The sequence below is a fragment of the Cellulosimicrobium sp. SL-1 genome (assembly GCF_011033075.1).
Lineage (GTDB): Bacteria > Actinomycetota > Actinomycetes > Actinomycetales > Cellulomonadaceae > Cellulosimicrobium > Cellulosimicrobium funkei.
Genome location: NZ_JAACJC010000008.1, coordinates 171531 through 189271 on the forward strand (window position 1 = coordinate 171531; position 17741 = coordinate 189271).

Consider the following 17741-nt stretch of genomic DNA (forward strand, 5'->3'; position numbering starts at 1 on the left):
GGTGGCCAAGCAGCGCGAGCGCGGCTGGCCGCCGGACCCGGAGCCGCTGCCGGTCCCGGTGGTGGACAACCACACGCACCTCGACTCGATCGCGCACGTCCTCCCCGAGGGCACCCCTGCCCCGACCGTCGCGGACCACCTGGCCCGGGCGGCGGCCGTCGGCGTGGACCGGGTCGTGCAGGTGGGCTGCGACCTGCCGGCGGCCCGCTGGACGGACGCCCTCCTGCGCGGCGACCAGGCGGTCTGGGATCGCGAGCAGGCGGATCCGGCGCGTGCTGAGGCGGGGACGAGCCAGGACCACCTGGTCGGCGGCGCGGGGGCGCCGGGGGTCGGGCGGCTGCTCGGGGCCGTGGCCATCCATCCGAACGAGGCCGTGCTGCACGGCGGGGTGCGGGAGGTCGGGCCGGACGGGCTCGAGCCCGACCCGCGGCCGCACCACGACGTGCCGCTCGACGACGCGGTCGCGGAGATCGCGGCGATCGCGCGTGCGAACGACCGCGTGCGCGCGATCGGCGAGACCGGGATGGACCTGTTCCGGACCGGTGCCCGGGGCGAGGCCGTCCAGCGCGAGGCGTTCCGCGCGCACGTCGCGCTCGCGAAGGAGCTCGGCCTCGCGCTCCAGATCCACGACCGCGACGCCCACGCGCAGGTGCTCGACGTCCTCGCGCGCGACGGCGCCCCCGAGCGGACGGTCTTCCACTGCTACTCGGGCGACGCCGCGATGGCCCGGTTCTGCGCCGAGCAGGGCTGGTACCTGTCCTTCGCGGGCCCGGTGACGTTCCGCGCGAACGACGAGCTGCGGGCCGCGCTGCGCGCCGTCCCGCTCGGGCAGGTCCTCGTCGAGACGGACGCGCCGTACCTCACGCCGCACCCGTACCGCGGGCGGCCCAACGCGCCGTACGTCCTGCCGACGACGGTCCGTACGGTCGCGGAGGTCGTGGACCGACCGCTCGCGGACGTGTGCGAGCGCCTGGCCGCGACCTCCGTCGCGGTCTACGGCTCCTGGTGACGACGAGGCGTCCGGGCGGGCGCACCGCGTCCGGTGCGCGAGGGCTGCGAGGTTTCGCCCCAGGTCACGTTTCGGCTACGGTCGGGTCCGTGCGTCGTGCGCCCCGCGCCGACGACGTCCCGCACCTCGCCCCCGGCGCTCGCCGGCGGGCGTCCTCCCGCAGAAGGGACCGCCCGCGTGCTCGCACCTGACGGAACCGGCCGGCGGCGCGTGCAGCGCCTCGCGGCCCAGGGCCTCGTCGTCGCGAGCCTCGTCGGGGTCACCGGCGCGTTCGCCACGCTCCACAAGGACGTCACGCTCGACGTGGACGGCGAGCTGCACCAGGTCTCCGCGTACGGGCGCACGGTCGCCGCGGTGCTCGACTACCAGGGCGTCGCGGTCGGCGAGCAGGACCTCGTCGAGCCCGCGCTCGCCGACCCGGCGCGCGACGGCGGCACGATCGTCGTGCGCACGAGCCACGACGTCACGGTCGAGATCGACGGCCAGGTGCAGACGATCCCGACGACGGCCCGCACCGTGGGCGAGCTGCTCACCTACCTCGGCCCGCGCGCCGAGGGCGCCGTGACCGAGGTGTCGCGCACGCAGGCCCTCGGGCGCGAGCCGATCCGGGTCTCCACGCTCAAGACGGTCCACGTCGCGGTGGACGGCGCCGTCATGCCCATCACGACGGCCGAGCCCACGGTGCGCGGGGTCCTCGCGACCGCGGGCATCGTGCTGGCCGAGGGCGACGGCACGTCCGCGCCGCTCGACGCCGCGGCGGTGGACGGGATGCTCGTGCTCGTGAGCCGCGCGGCGGCCACGGCGGACACGGTCACGGAGGTCCTGCCGTTCGAGACGGAGGAGCGCGAGGACCCGACGCTCCCGCAGGGGCACCGCGTCGTCGTGCAGTCCGGTCGCGTCGGCGAGGCGGTCACGACCTACTCGGTGCAGACGCTCGGCGGGGCCGAGGTGTCGCGCACGGTCCTCACGCGCACGGTCACGACGGAGCCGCGGAACGAGGTCATCAAGGTCGGGACGATGGACGTCTCGGTCTCGGTGGACCCGGGCTCGGCGCGCGCCGTCGGCCGCTCCCTCGCCGCGCAGCGCGGCTGGGGCGACGACCAGTTCGTGTGCCTCGACAAGCTCTGGACCAAGGAGAGCAACTGGCGCGTCGACGCGGACAACCCGAGCTCGAGCGCGTACGGGATCCCGCAGGCGCTCCCCGGCTCCAAGATGGCGAGCGCGGGCTCCGACTGGCGCACCAACCCGGCGACGCAGATCACGTGGGGCCTCGGGTACATCGAGGGCCGCTACGGCACGCCGTGCTCCGCGTGGTCCCACTCCGTCGCCAAGGGCTGGTACTGACCGCTCCGCAGTCGCGCCGCTACCGCCCGAGCATCTCGAGGTAGTGCGGGTTCTGCATGATCCCGAGGACGTTGCCGAACGGGTCCACGACCGAGGCGGTGACGAAGCCCTCGCCCTGCCCGCGCTCGACGACGCCCTCGTACTCCGTCGCGCCCAGGGCGAGGAGGCGGGCGAACGCGGCCCGCACGTCGTCGACGTGCCAGTTCACGATCGCGCCGCCCGGCGTGCCCGGCTGAGGGCGCGGCGACCACGACCGGGCGATGATGCCCAGCTCGTCCTGCCGGTCGCCGACGCGGAACTCCACGTACCCGCCCGGCACCACGTAGTAGGGCTCGGTCCCGAGCACCTCCGCGTACCACGCGGCCGCGGCCTCGAGGTCGTCGGCCCACAGGTTCAGCGTCGCCATCCCACGCAGCATCGTCGTCTCCTCCGTCGTCGGGCGGTGCCCGGTCCCGTCCTCCCGTCGCCCCCGGCGGGGCCGACACGTCGACCGTAGACCCCGCTGCGGAACGTGCGGTTCCGCATCGTGCGGCACGATGGGGACGTGCTCGACACCTCGGTCCGGCTCCTGCGCCTCCTGGCGCTCCTGCCGGCGCGGGCGTCCTGGTCCGGGCCCGAGCTCGCCGACCGCCTGGGCGTGACGACCCGCACGGTGCGCAACGACGTCGAGCGCCTGCGCCTGCTCGGCTACGAGGTGCGGTCGTCCCCGGGAGCCGCGGGCGGGTACCGGCTGGGCTCGGGGGCGGCGCTGCCGCCGTTGCTGCTGGACGACGAGGAGGCGACCGTCGTGGCGGTCGCGCTGCGCGCCGCGGCCACCGGGTCGATCGCCGGGGTCGAGGAGGTCGCGGCGCGCGCGCTCGTCAAGCTCGACACGGTCCTGCCCGCCCGCCTGCGCGTCCGGGCGGACGCCCTGCGCGCCGCCGTCGTGAGCGCACCCGGCGGTGGGCCCGCCGTCGGGGCGCAGGTGCTGGCCGACGTCGCGGCGGCGGTCGCCGCACGCACGGGGCTGCGCCTCGACTACCGCGCGCACGACGGCACGACGACGTCCCGCGCCGTCGAGCCCCACCGCCTCGTCCACGTGGGGCGCCGCTGGTACCTGCTCGCGTTCGACCTCGACCGGGACGACTGGCGCACCTTCCGCGTGGACCGGCTGACGCTGCGCACGCCCGGCGGCCCGCGGTTCGTCCCGCGCCCCGTGCCGGGCGGCGACGCCGTCGCGCACGTCGTGCGGGGCGTCGGCTCCGCCGCGTGGGCGCGGCCCGTGAGGGTGCGGCTGCACGCCCCGGCGGGCGTCGTGGCGGAGCGGCTCTCCCCGGTCGCGGGCGCCCTCGCCGACGACGGCCCCGACGCGTGCGTGCTCGAGACCGGGGGCACGTCGCTCGCCCAGGTCGCGGGGTTCCTGCTGAGCCTGGACGTGGACGTCACCGTGCTGGACCCGCCCGAGCTCGCGACGGTCCTGGCGCGGCTCGGGGCGCGCGGCGCGCGCGCCGGGCGCGCGCACGGGCACGAGCACGGGGAGGGGGAGGGCGCGTGAGGCGGCGTGCGGGACTCGTGGAGAGCGCACGACATTCACGCCGAAATCCGGACAGAACTCGCCAGCGTATCCCCCCAGGGGTTGGACTTCGATAACAGATCGGTTACGGTCGATCGTCGCTCGCGCGTGAACGGCGTGCTCCGACGGTCCACCCGGACCGGCGGGACGTGCCCGGACCGACGCGAGCGGTGCGCCGTCGACGGGCCCTGGGGAAGGGGTGCCGAGGGTGGCGCCGGCAGCCGGATCGGCCGCTCGAGACCCGTGGTCGCACGTGTGCGCCCGCCGCGGAGGACGTCAGTCCGCCGTGGGCCACGGGTGGTGCCACGCGCCGTCGAGCCTCCGTGCCCGGGACGCACGACGACTGGACCCGAGTGAAGAACCCCTTCCACCGGACCGCTGACGCGGCCGGCGCCCCCGAGGGCGCCGACATCACCCCCGACACCACCGAGACCCTCGCGGAGAGCCCCCAGAGCCCCGCGACCACCACCGCGCACCGTCGCCGCCGCTGGCCGCTCGTCGCCGGCGCGACCACCGTCGTGCTCCTCGCGACCGGTGCCGTCGCCTACGGCCAGGCGCGCAAGACCGTCGAGCTCGACGTCGACGGCCAGATCACCACCGTCACGACCTTCGCCGGCTCGGTCGAGGGCCTGCTCGCCGAGCAGGACGTCGCCGTGGGCGACCGCGACCTCGTCGTCCCGGACGTCGACTCCGCCCTGCGCGGCGGCGGCGACGTCGTCGTGCGCTACGGGCGCGAGGTGCCCGTGCAGGTCGACGGCTCCCAGTCCTCCGTGTGGCTCACGTCGCTCGACGCGGACGAGGCCCTCACGACCCTCGCCTCGCGCGGCAGCGACGTGCGCCTCGTGGCGTCGCGCTCCGGCGAGCGCGCCTCCCTCCCGATCCGCCTCGACGCGGACGGCCCCGTGAACGTCGTCGTCGACGGCGAGACCAAGGTCGCCCCCGACGGCAGCATCGGCATCGACGCGATCCTCGACCAGCAGGGCGTCCAGCTCGGCGAGCTCGACCGCGTCCACGTCGAGAAGACCGAGCAGGTCGAGGCGGCCCAGGCCGCCGCGGCCCCGGCCGAGGCGCCCGCCGCCGACGCGGCCGCCACCGAGGAGCCGGCCGCCGCCGCGACGTCCGAGGACACCGAGGCCGCGGCGGACGCCGCGCCCGTCTCGCTCGTCGTGCAGCGCGTCAAGGTCGAGGAGGTGCCCACCGAGGCGGCCGTCCCGTTCGAGACGGTCACCGAGGAGGACGCCGACCGCTTCAAGGACCTCGACCCGGTCGTCAAGCAGGAGGGCGCCGAGGGCGTCCACACGACCGTGCACCGCGTCACGACGGTCGACGGCGTGGAGGAGTCCCGCGAGCTCGTCTCCGAGGGCGTCACGACGCCGCCGGTGAACAAGATCCTCGTGCAGGGCACCAAGGAGCGCCCCAAGCCGGAGCCCAAGCCGGCGGCGCCGCAGCGCTCGTCGTCCTCGTCGTCGGGCGGCTCCTCGTCGGGCGGTTCGTCCGCCCCGGCGCCCGCACCGGCTGCCGACCTCGGGTCGGCCCCGGCAGGGGTCTGGTCCGCGCTCGCGCAGTGCGAGTCCGGGGGCAACCCCGCGACGAACACCGGTAACGGCTACTACGGCCTGTACCAGTTCTCGCTCTCCACGTGGCGGGCGATGGGCGGCTCCGGCCTCCCGTCGGAGGCCTCGGCGGCCGAGCAGACGCAGCGTGCCCAGGCGCTCCAGGCCCGTTCGGGCTGGGGCCAGTGGCCCGCGTGCGCGCGCAAGCTCGGGCTCCTCTGAGCCGGCACGGCACGCACCCGGCCGCCTGAGGGCGGACCGGTGGACGACGACGAAGGGCGGGGCGCACGGCGTCCCGCCCTTCGTCGTCCCCGGCGAGGGCCGGTCGGCGCCGGGTCGGTAGGCTTGCGTCCCATGAGCGATACCCGAGGCGCCCTGCTGGGTCCGGCCGAGATCCGTGACCTGGCGGGGCGTCTCGGCGTCCGCCCCACGAAGACCCTCGGCCAGAACTTCGTGCACGACGGCGGCACCGTCCGCAAGATCGTGCGCGCGGCGGACGTCCGCCCGGGCGAGCGCGTCGTCGAGGTCGGGCCCGGGCTCGGCTCGCTGACCCTCGGGCTGCTCGAGGCCGGCGCGAGCGTCGTCGCGGTCGAGATCGACCCCGTCCTCGCGCGGCAGCTCCCGGACACGGTCGCGACGCACGTGCCCGACGTCGGCGACCGGCTCGAGGTCGTGGGCGCCGACGCGCTCGAGGTCACGTCGCTGCCCGGCGAGCCTCCCACCGCGCTCGTCGCGAACCTCCCGTACAACGTCGCGGTGCCCGTGCTGCTCACGTTCCTCGAGCGCTTCGACTCGCTCGAGCGCGTGCTCGTCATGGTGCAGGCGGAGGTCGCGGACCGGCTCGCCGCGCCCCCCGGGTCGCGCACGTACGGCGTGCCGTCGGTCAAGGCCGCCTGGTACGCCGACGCGCGGCGCGCGGGCACGATCGGGCGCTCCGTGTTCTGGCCCGTCCCCAACGTCGACTCGGCCCTCGTCGCGCTCGACCGCCGCGAGCCGCCCGCCACCGCCGCGACCCGCGAGCAGGTCTTCGCCGTCGTGGACGCCGCGTTCGCGCAGCGCCGGAAGATGCTGCGCTCGGCGCTGTCCGGTCTGGCGGGCTCCGCCAGCGTCGCGGCCGAGGTGCTGGAGGCCGCGGACGTCGACCCGCAGGCGCGCGGCGAGGTGCTCGACGTCGAAGCGTTCGCGCGCGTCGCCGAGCAGCTCGTCCGCCGCGTCGGGCTCGCCGACCGTCCCGCGCGCGGCGCCGCCCCCGCCGCGGAGCGACCCACCGGCCGACCTGGCACAGTGGACGCGTGACACCCCCGCGCCCGCCGAGCATCTCCCTCGCGCCGCCCCCGTCCGTCCGCGTGCGCGCGCCCGGCAAGGTCAACCTCTCGCTGCGCGTCGGGGCGGTGCAGGACGACGGCTACCACCCGCTCGTGACGATCTTCCAGGCCGTCGGGCTCAGCGAGGACGTCGTCGCGCACCAGGTGCCGCCCGGCTCCGGGGTCTCGCTCAGCGTCTCGGGCCTCCAGGCGGACGCCGTGCCGACCGACGAGACGAACCTCGCGTGGCGCGCCGCGGTCGCGCTCGCGGAGCACGTGGGGCTCGACCCGGACGTGCGGCTGGAGATCCACAAGGAGGTCCCCGTCGCGGGCGGCATGGCCGGCGGGTCGGCCGACGCCGCCGCCGCGCTCGTCGCGTGCGACGCGCTGTGGGACGCGGGCGTGCCGCGCGCCGAGCTCGTCCGCCTCGCCGCGGGGCTCGGGGCCGACGTCGCGTTCGGGCTCGTCGGGCACACCGCCGTCGGGACGGGGCGCGGCGACGTGCTCACCCCCGCGATGACGCGCGGGGAGTTCCACTGGGTGTTCGCGGTCCAGGCCGAGGGCCTGTCGACCGCGCAGGTCTACCGCACCTTCGACGAGACCGTGGGCGGGCCCGCCGAGCTGGACCTCGCGGAGGACACCGCGCTCATGCAGGCCCTGCGCGCGGGCGACGCCGTCGGGCTCGGGCAGGTGCTGCGCAACGACCTCCAGGGCCCGGCGCTCGCGCTGCGGCCCGAGCTCCAGCGGACGATCGACGTCGCGACGGAGGCCGGCGCGCTCGGCGCGATCGTGTCCGGCTCCGGCCCGACCGTCGCCGCGCTGGCCCGCAGCCGCCAGCACGCGCTCGCGATCGCGGCCTCGTGGACCGCGAACGACGCGTGCGACACCGTGTGGTGCACCACGGCCCCCGCGGCGGGCGCGCGCGTCGTCGCGCACTGACCCCCTGCCCGGGCGGCGGTACGCCCCGGCAGGCGGCCGAGCGCGTAGGCTCGCCGACATGGTGGGGGAACGGCTCGGACTGCTCAGCCTGCGGCTCGACGCCGCGTACTGCCTCGCGCTCGGCGTCGTGGTCGCCGCCCTCGCGCCGTCGTGGGCACCCGCGCTGCGGGTGCCGGTCCCGGTCCTCGCGGGGCTCGGGGTGGCGGTCGTGGTGTGGGCGGGTGCCGTCGTCTGGATGAGCGCGCGGCTGCCGCTGCGCGCCGCCCTGCGGACGGTCATGGTCGCGAACGTCGTGGCCGCCGCTGCCGTCGCCGCGTTCTCGGCGACGACGGCGGGCGTCCTCGTGCTGCTCGCCGTCCTCGCGGTCGCGGCGGACGTCGGGCTGTTCGCGGGCTCCCAGGCGGTCGCGCTGCGCCGGTTGCGCGCCGCGCCGGGCGGCGCGACCTCGCGGTCGCGCGGCCCGGCGGTCTAGCGGTCTCGCAGCCAGGCGGTCTAGCGGTCGCGCAGCCAGGCGAGCTGACGGGCGAAGCGGTAGCCCTGGCCGCCCTCGTGCTCGTTGTAGCGGTAGACGTCGATCGCGCGCTCGGCGCCGGGAGCCGCCCCGGCGGCCGCACCCCAGCCGTTGTACGCCGCGTAGACGGTGGACGGCGGGCAGACCTGGTCCATGAGCGCGACGGAGAACAGCGCCGGCGCGGTGGCGCGGCGGCCGAGCACCGCCCCGTCGAGGTAGGACAGCGTGCGGAACACGGTCTCCTCCGCGTCGCGGTGGACGGCGAGGTAGCGCGTGAGCTCGCGGTACGGGTCGCGGTCCGTGATCTCGACGGCGCGGCGGTAGTGGCACAGGAACGGGACGTCGGGGAGGGCCGCGACGAGCCCGTCGGCGAGGCCCGCGACGGCGATGGCGATGCCGCCGCCCTGGCTCACGCCGTGCACGGCGACGCGCTCGGGGTCGACGCCGGGCACCGAGCGCACGGCGTCGACCGCCCGCACGCCGTCGGTGAAGACGCGGCGGTAGTAGTGGTCGTGCGGGTCCTCGATGCCGCGCGTGAGGACGCCCGGGACGGCCGGCCCCGACCCGGCCGGGTCGGGCGTGCCGCCGCCGCTGCCCCACTGGCTGCCCTGGCCGCGCGTGTCGACGACGAGGTGCGCGTACCCGGCGTTCGCCCATGCGAGGTGCTCGTGGGGCAGCCCGCGGCCGCCGCCGTAGCCGAGGAACTCGACGACCGCGGGCAGCGGGGCGCCGTCGCCGGCCGCGGCGGCGCGGGCAGCCTCGGCGGGCCGCACGAGCCACGCCTTGACGGGCTGGCCGGCGAACCCGGGGAACGTCACGTCGTCGACCACGACCAGGTCGAGGCCGGTCTCCACACGCTCCAGCCGCATCGTCCCGGCCGGGTCCCCGCCCGCCTCGCGCGACTCCGCGAGGGTCCGCGCCCAGAAGGCGTCGAGGTCGGCGGGCTCGTCGAGCGCGGGGGCGTAGGTCTCGAGCTCGGCGAGGGGCAGGTCGAAGAGCGGCACGGGGCGATCCTCCGGTCAATACGTCTGATGTCCGACGTTCAGGTGCGGTCGGGACGACTCTAGCGTCGCGGCCCGGCGCACCGTGAGCCACGCTAATAATGCGCATCATCCCTTTGACCTGCCCCGCGCCCCTCCGGCGACACTGCCACCAGCCCACGTCTCGACGTGGCGCCCGGCGGCGACGACGCCGCCGGCGAGGAACCGACGGAGGTCCCCTGTGAGAACCCGAGCAGCAGCACCACGCCGCAGACCGCGCGCCGTGGCGACGGCGGTCGCCACCCTGACGGCGGTCCTCGCCGCCGGGGCGGTCGTCCCCGCGACAGCCCTCGCCGCGGGACCGCCGCCCGCGGCCACGGCCGCCACCTCGACCGGGGCGACGACCGGAGCGACGACCGACGGCCCGTCCGCGTCCGACCTGCCCGTGTTCGAGTACCGCGGCGTGGTCACCGACAAGGAGTCGATGCTCTACAACCCGACGGACGAGTTCATCTTCCCGAGCGTCTTCCACGCGGGCGCGTACCTCGACGACCCGCTGGGGGAGTGGTACCTCTACTACGCCCCGCACGACTCCCCGGGCGGCATCTCGGTCATGTACGCCGACTCGCTCGAGGGCCCATGGACGGAGTACGCGCACAACCCGATCGTCGCGGACGAGTGGCTGCCGTTCTACGAGCGCGTCTCGCACGTCTCGTCGCCCGACGTCCTGTGGGACGACGCGACGGACCAGGTGCTCCTGTACTTCCACGGCGAGAACTCCACGACGCGCTGGGCGACGTCGCCCGACGGGCTCGCGTTCGACGACTCCGGCGTCGCCCTGACGAACGCCGACGGCGGCGCGGGGACCACGGAGACGTCGTACGCGCGCGTCGTCGAGCACCCGGACCCGTCGTCCGGCTACCGGTTCGCCATGACGTACATGCAGAACCGGACCGACAACATCCGGCGGATCAAGGTGGCCGAGTCGGTCGACGGCAAGACCTGGGTCGTGCGGCCGGACCCGCTCGTCGTGCCCGACGCCGCGACCGGCACCAACGTGTCCGGCGGCAACCTGTGGGAGTGGGACGGTCAGCTCTACGTGATCTACCACGGCTCCACGGGCATCACGTTCGCCCGCACGCTCGACCCGACGATGACGCAGGTCGGCCCGCGCTGGGAGCTGCACCGCGCGAGCGGCGTGGGCGACGACACGGGTCGGGTCGCAGCCCCGGAGATCGTCACCGACGGCGACGAGACGTACCTCTTCTACGAGTCCGGCGACCGCCTGGGCGCGACGATCGCGTGGGCGCAGCGCGACCCCGACGCCGTGCGGCCCCCCGAGCCGGGCCAGGACCCCGACCCGCTGCGCGAGCGGTGCAGCGGCGCGGCGTCCGACGAGTTCGACGGCACGACGCTCGACCCGGCGCGCTGGACCGTGGTCCGGCCGGGGACGGCCCGGCACGAGCTCGTGGACGGCGCGCTGCGCGTCCCGGCGTACCCGACCGGCGTCGCGGGCGCCGCGCTGCCGCTCCAGGCCGTGCCCGCCGGGTCGTGGGAGGTCACGACGGCCGTCTCCGTGTCCCCGACCGAGCGGTTCCAGCAGGGCGGACTCCTGCTGTACCGCGACGACGCGAACTACGCGAAGCTCGACCTGGTGCACGGGTCGCTCGGCCCGCGGGTCGAGTTCATCTGGCGCCAGAACGGCACGGACCGCAACACGGGCTTCGACTCGGTCGTCCCGCCGGCGGGCCTCGGCGACACCTTCTGGCTGCGCCTGACGAGCGACGGGACCGCCGTGCAGGCGTCGGTGTCGGTCGACGGCGTCGAGTTCGCGCCGTGGGGCCGCACGGTGGACGTGGAGGCGCTCCGGGCGACCGGCGTCGGCCCGTTCGCGATGCGCGGCTCGGCGACGCCGCCGGAGATCGTCGCGTCGTTCGACTGGTTCCGCTGGACGCCGACCGCCCAGGAGGCGGCGGCGTGCGACGACGAGCCCGCGGTCGAGGTCGAGGCCGTCACGCGGTGCCTCGCGGGCCGCGCGTACGTGGCCGTGACGGCGCGCCCGGCGGGCGACGACGCGGTGGCGGTCCGGCTCGCGACGCCGTTCGGCGAGCGCACCGTGGCCGACGTCGCGCCCGGGCGCAGCGCGTACCAGTCGTTCGCGACGCGGGCCACGACGGTCGCGGCGGGGGAGGCGACGGTCGAGGTCGTGGGGGCGGACGGCGTCGGGCGGGGCACGACGACCGCGCCGTACGGCGCGCTGACCTGCGGATAGCGCGCCGCGCGAGCAGGGGGGCGACGGGCCCGGGGACGCACCACGGTGCGGCCCCGGGCCCGTCGTGCGTCCCGCGCCGCACGCCCGGCCACGGCGACGACCGGGGCATTATGCGGATCACCCGGCGCCCGCCCACCCGCGGAGCCGCGCGGGTCCCGGCGTAATAATGCGTATTACCTCGTTGACCGGCCGGGCCCGGCCTGGCGAGACTCCTTCCACGTCATCGACGACGTGATCGAGGAGGATCCATGCCGAGGCACCGCATCACCCAGGCCGACGTCGCCGCCATGGCGGGCGTCAGCCAGGCGACGGTCTCGTTCGTGCTGAACGACTCCACGCCCGCGGGGGTGCGGATCAGCGAGGAGACGCGCCAGCGCGTGCTCGACGCGATCCGGATCACGGGCTACTCGGCGAACCCCGTCGCGCAGCGTCTCGCGGGCGGGCGCAACCAGATCCTCGGCGTCTTCACCTACGAGGCGACGTTCCCGCGCTCCGGTCGCGACTTCTACGGGCCGTTCCTCGTCGGGATCGAGCACGCGGCCGAGAAGCTCGGCATCGACATCCTGCTGTTCACGAGCGCGCGCGTCGTCGACGGGCGCCGCCGCCTCACGCGCGACGGCTGGCAGCGCCTCGGGATCGCCGACGGCTGCCTGCTGCTCGGCCAGCACGAGGACCGCGGCGAGCTCCAGCACCTGCTCGACACCAACTACCCCTTCGTCTTCATCGGCAAGCGCGGCAGCGACGGCGGACGCCTGCCCTACGTCGGCGCCGACTACGTCGCGGCGACCGCGCGCCAGGTCGAGCGGCTCGTCGAGCTCGGGCACGAGCGCATCGGGTACGTCGGGCCCCGCGGCACCGACCAGCCGACGCTCGACCGCGTCGACGCCTACCGCGCGACGATGAAGGCGCACGGCCTGACCGTCCGGTTCGTCGAGCTGGACGACGTGCCCGCGACGGCGGCCGAGATCGTGGACCAGCGGCTCACCGCCGTCGTCGTGGCACCCGAGAACTCCCCGGAGGAGCTCGTCGACGAGCTCGAGGACCGGGGCGTGCGCGTGCCGGCGGACGTCTCCGTGCTCCTGCTCGGCCAGCCGCACCACGGGCGCCCGGGCGGGCGCCGCTGGTCGGGCTTCTCCATCCCGCGCGAGGAGATGGGCGCGCGCGCCCTCGTGCTGCTGTCCCGCCTCGTCGCGGCCGAGTCCGGCTCGGGCCGCTCGGACCGCCGGTCGTCGCGCGCCGTCGCCGTCCCGGAGGACGAGCTCCACCAGCTCCTCGAGTGCGTGGACGTCGACGGCGAGACCGTCGCCGCGCCGTCGGGCGTCGTCGCGCCCGCCTGACCGACCTCAGACCGCACCACCGAGCACCAGAGAAACGGAAACCCCAGCGTGACCCATGCAGACCTCCAGGCAGACGTCCTCGTCGTCGGCGGCGGGCTCGGCGGCGTGGCCGCCGCGCTCGCGGCGGCGGAGCGCGGCGCCCGCGTCGTCCTCACCGAGGAGCACCCGTGGATCGGCGGCCAGCTCACGTCCCAGGCGGTACCGCCGGACGAGAGCCCGTGGGTCGAGCGGTTCGGCGTGACCGCGCGCTACCGCGCGCTGCGCGACGGCATCCGCGACGTGTACCGCCGCTCCTACCCGCTCACCGACGCCGCCCGCACGTGGGACGCCCTCAACCCCGGCGCGGGCTGGGTCTCCAAGCTGTGCCACGAGCCGCGCGTCGCGGTGGGCGTGCTCGAGGAGATGCTCGCCCCGTGGCGGTCCGCGGGCCGCATCCGCCTGCTCGAGCGCGTGCGCCCGACGGCGGCCACCACCGACGGCGACCGCGTCACCTCCGTGACGCTCACCCCGGTCACCGCCGACGGCGCGGGCGCGGCCGTGACGGTCCACGCGGCGTTCGTCGTCGACGCGACCGAGACGGGCGAGCTCCTGCCGCTGACCGGCACCGAGTACGTCACCGGGTTCGAGTCGAACCGCGAGACCGGGGAGCCGAGCGCGCCGGACGAGGCGCAGCCCGACAACGTGCAGGCCCTCAGCGTGTGCTTCGCCGTCGAGCACGTGGACGGCGACCACACGATCGACCGCCCCGAGCGCTACGACTTCTGGAGTACGTACACCCCCGGCCCGTGGAACGGGCGCCGGATGCTGTCGTGGGAGGCGCCCAACCCGCGCACGCTCGCGATGGACGTGCGGTCGTTCACCCCGAACCCGGGCGACGACCCGCGCGCCGTCGACGCCGACCAGTCGAAGAACCCCGGCGACGGCAACCTCTGGACGTTCCGGCGCATCGCGGCCCGCGACCTCTTCGCGCCGGGCCACTACGCGAGCGACCTGTGCCTCGTGAACTGGCCGAGCATCGACTACTTCCTCGAGCCCGTGCTCGACGTGCCGCGCGACGTGGAGGAGGCCCGGATCGCCGACGCCCGGCAGCTCAGCCTCTCGATGCTCTACTGGATGCAGACCGAGGCGCCGCGCGCCGACGGCGGGACCGGCTTCCCCGGCCTGCGTCTGCGACCCGACGTCATGGGCTCGCCCGACGGGCTCGCCCAGGCGGCCTACCACCGCGAGTCCCGCCGCCTGCGCGCCGTGACGACGGTGACGGAGAACGACGTCTCGTACGCCGTGCGCGGCGACCGCGGCGCGACGCGCTACGACGACTCGGTCGGCGTCGGCATGTACCGGATCGACCTGCACCCCTCGACGGGCGGCGACACGTACATCGACGTGGCGTCGACGCCGTTCGAGATCCCGCTCGGGGCCCTGCTGCCGCAGCGCGTGACCAACCTGCTCGCCGCCAACAAGAACATCGGCACGACGCACATCACCAACGGCTGCTACCGCCTGCACCCGGTCGAGTGGAACGTCGGCGAGGCCGCCGGCCACCTCGCGGCCCACTGCCTCGCGACCGGCCGCACGCCGCACGCCGTCCAGTCGAAGGCCGACCTCCTCGCCGACTACCAGGACGAGCTCGTCCGGGCGGGCGTCGAGCTGCGCTGGCCCGCCGAGGCCCACCCCTACTGACCCGGGCTCCCCGCGCCCGGCACCCCCGCCCACCCTCAGTCCGAAGGAGAACTGATGAACCCCCTCACCCCACGGTCGGCCCCTCGGTCCGCCCCGCGCCGCCGCCGCCTCGTCGGCGCACCCCTGGCCGCCGGCGGCGTCGCGCTCGCCCTCGTCCTCACCGCGTGCTCCGGCGGCGGCGACGACGTCGCGGGCGAGCCGAGCACCCCGAGCGAGCCGGTCGAGCTGCGCATGACCGTCTGGACGGCCGACGAGACGCAGCTCGCGCAGTTCCAGGAGATCGCCGACGCGTACGTCGCGGAGAACCCCGACCTCGTGTCCGGCGTGACGTTCGAGACCATCCCGTTCGAGGACTACACGACGTCCCTCACGACGCAGCTCGCGGGCGGCAACGCGCCGGACCTCGCGTGGATCCTCGAGAGCTACGCGCCCGAGTTCGTGGCGAGCGGCGCGCTCGTCGACGTCGGCCCGAAGCTGCAGGAGACCGAGGGGTACGCGTACGACGACCTGCTCGACTCGTCGCTCGCGCTGTGGGAGAAGGACGGCGGCCTCTACGCCTACCCGTTCTCCAACTCGCCGTTCGCGCTGTTCGTCAACACCGACCAGGTCGCCGCGGCGGGCCAGCCGAACCCGGCCGACCTCGTCGCGTCGGGCGACTGGACCTACGACCAGGTCCGCGAGATCGCGGCGGCGGCCGCCGCGACGTCGGGCAAGCAGGGCCTCGTGGTGCGCGACTTCGACTACAAGGTCTGGGAGAACCTGTCGACGATCTGGGACGGCTGGGACGCGACGCCGTGGAGCGAGGACGGCACGCAGTGCACGTTCACCGACCCCGAGATGGTCGACGCGCTCACGTGGATCCACGACGCGACGTTCGTCGACAAGGCGCTGCCCGGTCCCGGCACGACGGCCGACTTCTTCGCGGGCGACTCCGCCATGACGATCACGCAGATCAGCCGCGCGTCGTCGCTCGACGACTCGTTCGGGTGGGACGTCGTGCCGCTCCCGGCGGGCCCGGCGGGCCAGCAGAACGTCATCGGCCAGGCCGGCATCGGCGTCTTCGCGGCCGGGGAGCACCCCGACGTCGCGGCCGACTTCCTCGCGTGGTTCACCAACCCGGAGAACGCCGAGACGCTCGCCGCGTACTTCCCGCCGCCGCGCGAGTCGCTGCTCACCGCCGAGACGCTCGGGGCCGCCAACCCGAAGCTCAGCGAGGAGCAGCTCCAGGCGGTCGTCGTCGACGGCATCCAGGGCGCCGTGACGAAGCCGTCGCACCAGAACTTCGCCAAGCTGCAGGACACGGTGCGCGCCCAGCTCGACGCGCTGTGGACCGCCGACGCGGACATCGAGGGCGTCCTCGCCGACACGTGCGCGGCGATCCAGCCCCTGCTCGGGGACTGAGCGTGGCGTCCTCCGCACTCGCACGACGGGACGCGGCCGTGGGCTACACCATGGTCGCGCCCGCCGTGCTCGGCGCGCTCGCGTTCGTCGTCGCGCCGCTGGTCGCCGTCGTCTGGTACTCGCTGCACGAGTGGAACGTCCTCGCGAACACGTTCACGTTCGCGGGCGCCGACAACTACGAGCGGATGCTCGCCGACCCCGGTCTGCGGGACTCGCTCCTCGCGAGCCTGTGGTTCTCGGTCGGGCTCGTCGTGCTCAACATCTCGCTCGCGCTCGTCCTCGCGGTGCTGCTCAACCAGCGGCTCCCCGGCACGACGACGTTCCGCACGTTCTTCTTCTCGCCCGTCGTCGTGTCCCTCGTGGCGTGGACGATCGTGTGGAGCTTCCTGCTCCAGGCGGACGGCGGCATCAACGGGTTCCTGTCGCTGCTCGGCGTCGGCGGCCCGAACTGGCTGCGCGGGGAGACGACGGCGATGCTCTCGGTGATCGTCGTGCAGGTCTTCAAGAACGTGGGCCTCAACATGATCCTGTTCCTCGCGGCCCTGCAGGGGGTGCCCGAGGAGATCCAGGAGGCCGCGCGCATCGACGGCGCGGGCGCGTGGCGCCGGTTCCGGTCGATCACGCTCCCGCTCATCAGCCCGACCGTCCTGCTGGTCTCGATCCTCACGATCGTGGGCTCGCTCGAGGTGTTCGCGCAGATCGCCGTGCTCACGGGCGGGGGGCCGGGGAACTCGACCACCGTGCTCGTCTACTACCTGTACCAGCAGGCGTTCCGGTTCAACGACTTCGGCTACGCGAGCGCGATCTCCGTCCTGCTGTTCGTCATCGTCCTCGTCCTGACACTCGTGCAGTGGCAGACGCGCAAGAGGTGGGTCTTCCATGAAGTCTGACGTGATGCCCGGCCCGGCCACGCTCCCGGGCGCGGACGACGGCCCGGCCCGGCCTGCGGCGTCGGGCACGGGCGGCGCCGACGGCGCGGCGACCCGCGGCGGACGGCCCGCGCGCCGCACGGGGAGCGCGCGCACGCGCCGCCGCTGGGGGCGCGCGGCGCTCGTGGCGCTCCTCGTGGTGCTCAGCGTGCCGTTCGTCTTCCCGACGTGGTGGATGGCGACGTCGAGCCTCAAGCCGATGAGCGAGATCCTGCGGGCCGTGCCGACGCTCTGGCCCCAGGACCCGTCGTTCGCGGCCTACGGCGAGGTGTTCCGGCTGCAGCCGTTCGCGCAGCAGTACTGGAACAGCCTCTACATCGCCGTGGTCGTGACGGTCGGGACGATCCTCGTGGCCTCGATGGCCGGGTACGCCTTCGCGCGCATCCGGTTCCCCGGGGCGAACGCGCTGTTCCTGCTCGTGCTCGTCGGGCTGCTCGTGCCGTCGGAGGTGACGATCGTCCCGCTGTTCCGGATGGTCAACTCGCTCGGGCTCATCGACACGCACTGGCCGCTCGTGGTCATCCCGATCCTCGGGGCGCCGAGCGTCCTCGCGACGTTCATCATGCGCCAGTTCTTCCTCGGGCTCCCCGGCGAGCTCGAGGAGGCGGGGCGCATGGACGGCCTCGGGCGGTGGGGGATCTTCTGGCGGATCGCGTTCCCGCTGTCGCGCTCGGCGATCTCGGCCGTCGCGATCTTCACGTTCCTCAAGTCGTGGAACCTTTACCTCGAGCCGATCGTGTACCTGTCCAGCAAGGACCGGTTCACGCTCCCGCAGGCGCTCACGCAGTACGTCGACGCCTACGGCGGCCCGATGTGGAACGTCCAGCTCGCCGCGACGACGCTCACCGTGCTGCCGGTCCTCGCGGTGTTCCTCGTCGCCCAGAAGCAGTTCGTCCAGGGCCTCGCGCACACCGGCCTCAAGGGCTGACC

Annotated in this window: 15 protein-coding genes; 13 read left to right on the forward strand and 2 right to left on the reverse strand. The window is 75.0% G+C overall.

Features of this window, described 5'->3' with window-relative positions:
* Position 1 precedes the first annotated feature (1 nt).
* A complete protein-coding gene (locus tag GWJ10_RS13995; protein ID WP_163188112.1) occupies positions 2–1009 on the forward strand; it encodes a TatD family hydrolase in 1008 nt (335 codons plus the stop codon).
* Between the two features lie 177 nt (positions 1010–1186).
* Positions 1187–2353: a ubiquitin-like domain-containing protein gene (locus GWJ10_RS14000; RefSeq protein WP_031316670.1), complete on the forward strand. Its 1167-nt coding sequence runs from the start codon at positions 1187–1189 to the stop codon at positions 2351–2353.
* Positions 2354–2372: 19 nt separating this feature from the next.
* Here GWJ10_RS14000 and GWJ10_RS14005 read toward each other — a convergent pair whose 3' ends face one another.
* Entirely contained in the window at positions 2373–2759 is a 387-nt protein-coding gene (locus GWJ10_RS14005) for a VOC family protein (RefSeq protein WP_232322722.1), read from the reverse strand.
* Positions 2760–2897: 138 nt separating this feature from the next.
* Between GWJ10_RS14005 and GWJ10_RS14010 the strand changes: the two genes are divergently transcribed.
* From GWJ10_RS14010 to GWJ10_RS14030, 5 genes are all read left to right on the forward strand, one after another.
* Positions 2898–3887, forward strand: a complete 990-nt coding sequence (locus GWJ10_RS14010) for a WYL domain-containing protein (protein ID WP_163188114.1) — start codon at positions 2898–2900, stop codon at positions 3885–3887.
* A 341-nt stretch (positions 3888–4228) separates the two neighbouring features.
* Complete coding sequence (locus GWJ10_RS20020) at positions 4229–5680, forward strand: resuscitation-promoting factor (RefSeq protein ID WP_277394954.1); 1452 nt, start codon at positions 4229–4231, stop codon at positions 5678–5680.
* 132 nt (positions 5681–5812) lie between these two features.
* Positions 5813–6754 (forward strand): 16S rRNA (adenine(1518)-N(6)/adenine(1519)-N(6))-dimethyltransferase RsmA, encoded by a 942-nt coding sequence (gene rsmA / locus GWJ10_RS14020; protein WP_163188116.1) that lies wholly within the window; start codon positions 5813–5815, stop codon positions 6752–6754.
* Entirely contained in the window at positions 6751–7701 is a 951-nt protein-coding gene (locus GWJ10_RS14025; RefSeq protein WP_081600140.1) for a 4-(cytidine 5'-diphospho)-2-C-methyl-D-erythritol kinase, read from the forward strand. The genes rsmA and GWJ10_RS14025 overlap by 4 nt, the downstream gene beginning before the upstream one ends.
* 58 nt (positions 7702–7759) lie before the next feature.
* Positions 7760–8173 carry a hypothetical protein gene (locus GWJ10_RS14030; protein WP_163188118.1) on the forward strand — a complete coding sequence of 138 codons (414 nt, stop codon included), beginning with the start codon at positions 7760–7762 and terminating at the stop codon, positions 8171–8173.
* A 20-nt stretch (positions 8174–8193) separates the two neighbouring features.
* Here GWJ10_RS14030 and GWJ10_RS14035 read toward each other — a convergent pair whose 3' ends face one another.
* Entirely contained in the window at positions 8194–9216 is a 1023-nt protein-coding gene (locus tag GWJ10_RS14035) for an acetylxylan esterase (RefSeq protein ID WP_163188120.1), read from the reverse strand.
* 259 nt (positions 9217–9475) lie between these two features.
* On the opposite strand from GWJ10_RS14035, the gene GWJ10_RS14040 reads away from it, so the two are divergent.
* The 6 genes from GWJ10_RS14040 (at position 9476) to GWJ10_RS14065 (ending at position 17739) form a co-directional block, all read left to right on the forward strand.
* Entirely contained in the window at positions 9476–11464 is a 1989-nt protein-coding gene (locus GWJ10_RS14040; protein ID WP_163188122.1) for a DUF1349 domain-containing protein, read from the forward strand.
* A 248-nt stretch (positions 11465–11712) separates the two neighbouring features.
* Positions 11713–12801 carry a LacI family DNA-binding transcriptional regulator gene (locus tag GWJ10_RS14045; protein WP_163188124.1) on the forward strand — a complete coding sequence of 363 codons (1089 nt, stop codon included), beginning with the start codon at positions 11713–11715 and terminating at the stop codon, positions 12799–12801.
* A 48-nt stretch (positions 12802–12849) separates the two neighbouring features.
* The gene (locus GWJ10_RS14050) at positions 12850–14481 is read left to right on the forward strand and encodes an FAD-dependent oxidoreductase (RefSeq protein ID WP_163188126.1); all 1632 of its coding nucleotides are present in this window, start codon (positions 12850–12852) and stop codon (positions 14479–14481) included.
* 54 nt (positions 14482–14535) lie between these two features.
* Positions 14536–15882: a sugar ABC transporter substrate-binding protein gene (locus GWJ10_RS14055; protein WP_163188128.1), complete on the forward strand. Its 1347-nt coding sequence runs from the start codon at positions 14536–14538 to the stop codon at positions 15880–15882.
* Positions 15883–15884: 2 nt separating this feature from the next.
* Entirely contained in the window at positions 15885–16772 is an 888-nt protein-coding gene (locus GWJ10_RS14060; RefSeq protein WP_241005818.1) for a sugar ABC transporter permease, read from the forward strand.
* Complete coding sequence (locus GWJ10_RS14065; protein WP_228485058.1) at positions 16762–17739, forward strand: carbohydrate ABC transporter permease; 978 nt, start codon at positions 16762–16764, stop codon at positions 17737–17739. Before GWJ10_RS14060 ends, GWJ10_RS14065 begins: the two co-directional genes overlap by 11 nt.
* Positions 17740–17741 lie beyond the last annotated feature (2 nt).

Bases quoted from the DNA above. Each gene is read 5' to 3' on its own strand.
- GWJ10_RS14055 (WP_163188128.1), top strand. From the start codon at position 14,536: ATGAACCCCCTCACCCCACGGTCGGCCCCTCGGTCCGCCCCGCGCCGC.
- GWJ10_RS14045 (WP_163188124.1), top strand. From the start codon at position 11,713: ATGCCGAGGCACCGCATCACCCAGGCCGACGTCGCCGCCATGGCGGGC.
- GWJ10_RS14030 (WP_163188118.1), top strand. From the start codon at position 7,760: ATGGTGGGGGAACGGCTCGGACTGCTCAGCCTGCGGCTCGACGCCGCG.
- rsmA (WP_163188116.1), top strand. From the start codon at position 5,813: ATGAGCGATACCCGAGGCGCCCTGCTGGGTCCGGCCGAGATCCGTGAC.
- GWJ10_RS14005 (WP_232322722.1), bottom strand. From the start codon at position 2,759: ATGGCGACGCTGAACCTGTGGGCCGACGACCTCGAGGCCGCGGCCGCG.
- GWJ10_RS14065 (WP_228485058.1), top strand. From the start codon at position 16,762: ATGAAGTCTGACGTGATGCCCGGCCCGGCCACGCTCCCGGGCGCGGAC.